Origin of the sequence: Tahibacter caeni, from assembly GCF_024609805.1 — a bacterium.
GTDB classification, from domain to species: domain Bacteria; phylum Pseudomonadota; class Gammaproteobacteria; order Xanthomonadales; family Rhodanobacteraceae; genus Tahibacter; species Tahibacter caeni.
Map to the genome: position 1 here is coordinate 1 of NZ_JANFVR010000413.1, position 3,645 is coordinate 3,645.

Below are 3,645 nucleotides of genomic sequence, written 5' to 3' on the forward strand. Positions count from 1 at the left end.
CGCGGCCGCAGCCGTCGCGGCGGCAGCCGGCGGCACCGGCCGTATCCAGGCGAACACGGCGACGAGCACGACGGCGCCGGCGCCCAGCAGCCACCAGGCGCGGCCGCCGCTGTGCCAGAGCACGAAGAACTGGCGGATCAGCGCGCCGGCCGCCATGAAGGCCGCGAGCACGAGCCAGCCGTCCGCATGGGCGTAGGCCGTCGCGTAGTGCGTGCTGAGCATCGCGAAGACCACGGGCAAGGTGAAATACGTGTTGTGCACCGAACGCTGCTTGCCGCGGCGGCCGGGTTCGGGATCCGGCGCATCGCCGCGCGCGAGCGCCGCGATGATCTTCTTCTGGCCCGGAATGATCACGAAGAACACGTTGGCCGACATCAGCGTGCCGAGCACGGCGCCGGACAGCAGGAACGCGGCGCGGCCGGCGAACAGCTGGGTCGTCGCATAGCACAGCAGCACCACGAGGCCGGCGACCGCCGCGCCGAGCATGTCGTCGCGGTCGTGGAACAGCCGGCACAGGCCGTCGTAAAGCAGCCAGAACAGCGGCGGAAACGCCAGGGCGATCAGCACGGCCTGGGCCGGCGTCAGGCCGGCCACGGCCGGATCGATCAGATAGACCTGCGGCGAAAACAGATACACGACCGTGAACAGGGCCAGGCCCGACAACCAGGTCGTATACGATTTCCATTTTGACCAATGCACCTCGGCCGGCAGCTCCTGCGGCGCCGGCAGGTATTTCTGCTTGCGGTAGAAGCCGCCGCCGTGCACCGACCAGGACTCGCCGTAGAGGTTCGGCTCGGCCTCGCGCGGCGGCTTCAGGCCGCGGTCCAGCGCGACGAAGTAGAACGACTCGCCTATCCAGGCGATCGCCGCGACGACGTGCAGCCAGCGCAGCAGGAAGCCCAGGCACTCGATCAGGTAGTCGGCCACGCCCTGCCCTCAGGAACCGCGGTAGGTGCTGTAGGCATACGGCGACGCGAGCAGCGGCACGTGGTAGTGCGCGCTCGCGTCGTGCACGCCGATGCGCAGGGTCACCAGGTCGAGAAAGCGCGGCTGCGGCAGTACGAGTCCCTGCGCGGCGAAGTAGTCGCCGATGTGGAAGTCGAGCTCGTAGACGCCGGCCTGCAGCTTGTAGTCGGCCAGCAGCGGCGCATCGCAGCGGCCGTCGGCGTTCGTCGTCGCGCGCACGAGCAGCAGGCGCGCGCCGACGGCGATGCCGTAGAGCTCGATCGCGACGCCGGCCGCGGGCTTGCCGTGGGCGGTGTCGAGTACGTGCGTGGTCAGTTTTCCCATTAGCCCCTCCCCGGGGATTCTCGGTGATGGTTCGACGGCCGGGAGCGCCGGCAGCGCGCGCGGCGATCGTCAATGCTTTGTCGCGGGAACCTGCAGCGGCAAGAGCGCCGGTATCAAGCCGCGATGCCGTGCTCGCGGCAGCAGGCCTCGAGCCGCGCGCGGTAGCCGGCCTTGACGGCGTCACTCGCGAAGCTCGCCTCGAAGCTGTTGCGCGCGAGGGTCACGAGCTCGGCCGCGTCGAGGCCCAGCGCGTCCAGGGTCTCGACGAAGTTCTGGTTGATGTAGCCGCCGAAATAGGCCGGATCGTCCGAGTTCACGGTCGCGACGAGACCTTGGCGCAGCAGCTCGCGCAGGTTGTGCTGCGCGAGATCCTTGAACACGCAGAGCTTGACGTTGGACAGCGGGCAGACGGTCAGCGGAATGCGTTCGCGCGCGAGCCGCGCGACGAGCTCGGGGTCGTTCAGCGCCTGCACGCCGTGGTCGATGCGCTGGACGTGCAGCAGGTCCAGCGCGTCGCGGATGTACTGCGGCGGACCTTCCTCGCCCGCGTGCGCTACGGCGTGCAGGCCCAGCGCACGCGCCGCGGCGAACACGCGCGCGAACTTTTCCGGCGGATGGCCGACCTCGCTGGAATCCAGACCGACGCCGATGAACTTGTCGCGATGCGGCCTGGCCTGCTCCAGGGTCGCGAAGGCCGCCTCTTCGCTGAGATGGCGCAGGAAGCACAGGATCAGCTCGGCGCGGATGCCGAGCTGATCGTGCGCCTGCACGCAGGCGCGGTGCAGGCCGTCGATGACGGCGGCGAACGGCACGCCGCGGTCGGTATGCGTCTGCGGATCGAAAAACAGCTCCGCGTGCACGACATTGTCGGCCTTGGCGCGCAGGAAATACGCCCAGGCCATGTCGAAGAAATCCTGCTCGTGCAGCAGCACGCTCGCGCCGGCGTAGTAGATGTCGAGAAAGCTCTGCAGGTTCGTGAACGCATACGCCGCGCGCAGCGCCTCGACGTCCGGATACGGCAGAGCGACGCCGTTGCGCTGCGCCAGCGCGAAGATCAGCTCGGGCTCCAGCGACCCCTCGATGTGGATGTGCAGTTCGGCCTTGGGCATGGCGCGGGCGAACGCGTGCAGGGCCTGGCGGTCGGGCTGGGCGAGGTTCACGGGGACTCCGGTGCGGACGTGGCGCCGCAGTCTGCACCATCGCCGGGACGGCGCAAAGCCGGGCCTGCCTGCGGCGGGCCACCGTGCCAAGCGCAGCGCGGCGCGCTACGCTTGGGCGATGACCAACGAGTGCACGTTTCAGCTCAACCGCAAGCCCGTCGACATCGGCGACGACGATCCCACCGAATCCCTGCTGCGCTGGCTCAAGCGCCGGCGCTTGGCCGGCACCAAGGAAGGCTGCGCCGACGGCGACTGCGGCGCCTGCACCGTCGTGCTGCGCGAGACCGGCGCCGACGGCCGCACGCGGCTGACCGCGGTCAACAGCTGCCTGCTGCCGGTCGGCGCCCTGCCCGGCCGCGACGTCATCACCGTCGAAGGCGTGAGCGAAGCCGGCCGACCGCTGCATCCGGTGCAGCAGGCGCTCGTGGAATGCGCCGGCTCGCAATGCGGCTACTGCACGCCGGGCTTCGTCATGAGCCTGTTCGCCGGCTACTACGCCGGCGCGCTCGACGACGAAACCACCGAAGGCAATCTCTGCCGCTGCACGGGTTACCGGCCGATCCGCTCGGCGACCGCGGTACTGGCGGCGCTGCCCGCGCCGCAGGACGCGTTCGCGGCGCTGCTCGACGAAACCGCCACACCGCCCTCCGCCGCGCTCGGCAGCTACTTCAGCCCGCGGAGCATCGGCGACGCGCTCGCGTTGAAGGTGCAGCAGCCGGCCGCGGTCTGGATCGCCGGCGCGACCGATCTCGGCGTGGAGCTCAGCCACGGCAAGCCCGTCGCGACCGCGTTCATCGCGCTCGACCGCATCCCCGAGCTGCAGCAGCTGGAGATCGGCGCGGACGTCGTGCGCATCGGCGCCGGCCTGCCGCTGAGCCGCCTCGAAACCGAACTCGCCGGCGTGTTTCCGGCACTCGACCAGATGCTGCCGTGGTTCGCCGCGCGCCAGGTGCGCAACCGCGCGACCGTCGGCGGCAATCTCGGCACGGCCTCGCCGATCGGCGACCTGCTGCCGGTGCTGCTCGCGCTCGACGCGGTCGTGCATCTGCGCGGTCCGCACGGCGCGCGCGACGTCGCGATCGCCGATTTCTTCCTCGACTACCGCAGGACCGCGCGCGCGGCCGACGAGCTCGTCGTCGCCGTGAGCCTGCCGCGCGCTGCGGCCGGCGTCGCGCCGGGCCGATCGGAAGAGCAC

The 3,645-nt window shown here is 70.5% G+C and carries 4 protein-coding genes; 1 reads left to right on the forward strand and 3 read right to left on the reverse strand.

The features are described from left to right. The 3 genes from NON22_RS21760 to NON22_RS21770 all read right to left on the reverse strand — a co-directional run. Positions 1 to 927, reverse strand: a 927-nt coding sequence (locus NON22_RS21760; RefSeq protein WP_257389098.1) for a urate hydroxylase PuuD, incomplete at its 3' end; no start/stop codon positions are given. Between the two features lie 9 nt (positions 928 to 936). Beyond that, complete coding sequence (uraH, locus tag NON22_RS21765; protein ID WP_257389099.1) at positions 937 to 1,290, reverse strand: hydroxyisourate hydrolase; 354 nt, start codon at positions 1,288 to 1,290, stop codon at positions 937 to 939. A 113-nt stretch (positions 1,291 to 1,403) separates the two neighbouring features. Beyond that, a complete protein-coding gene (locus tag NON22_RS21770) occupies positions 1,404 to 2,450 on the reverse strand; it encodes an adenosine deaminase (protein WP_257389100.1) in 1,047 nt (348 codons plus the stop codon). Between the two features lie 118 nt (positions 2,451 to 2,568). On the opposite strand from NON22_RS21770, the gene NON22_RS21775 reads away from it, so the two are divergent. Beyond that, positions 2,569 to 3,645, forward strand: a 1,077-nt coding sequence (locus NON22_RS21775) for an FAD binding domain-containing protein (protein ID WP_257389101.1), incomplete at its 3' end; no start/stop codon positions are given.

Excerpts from the sequence above, each read along its gene's own strand:
- uraH (WP_257389099.1), bottom strand. The coding sequence starts at position 1,290 with ATGGGAAAACTGACCACGCACGTACTCGACACCGCCCACGGCAAGCCC.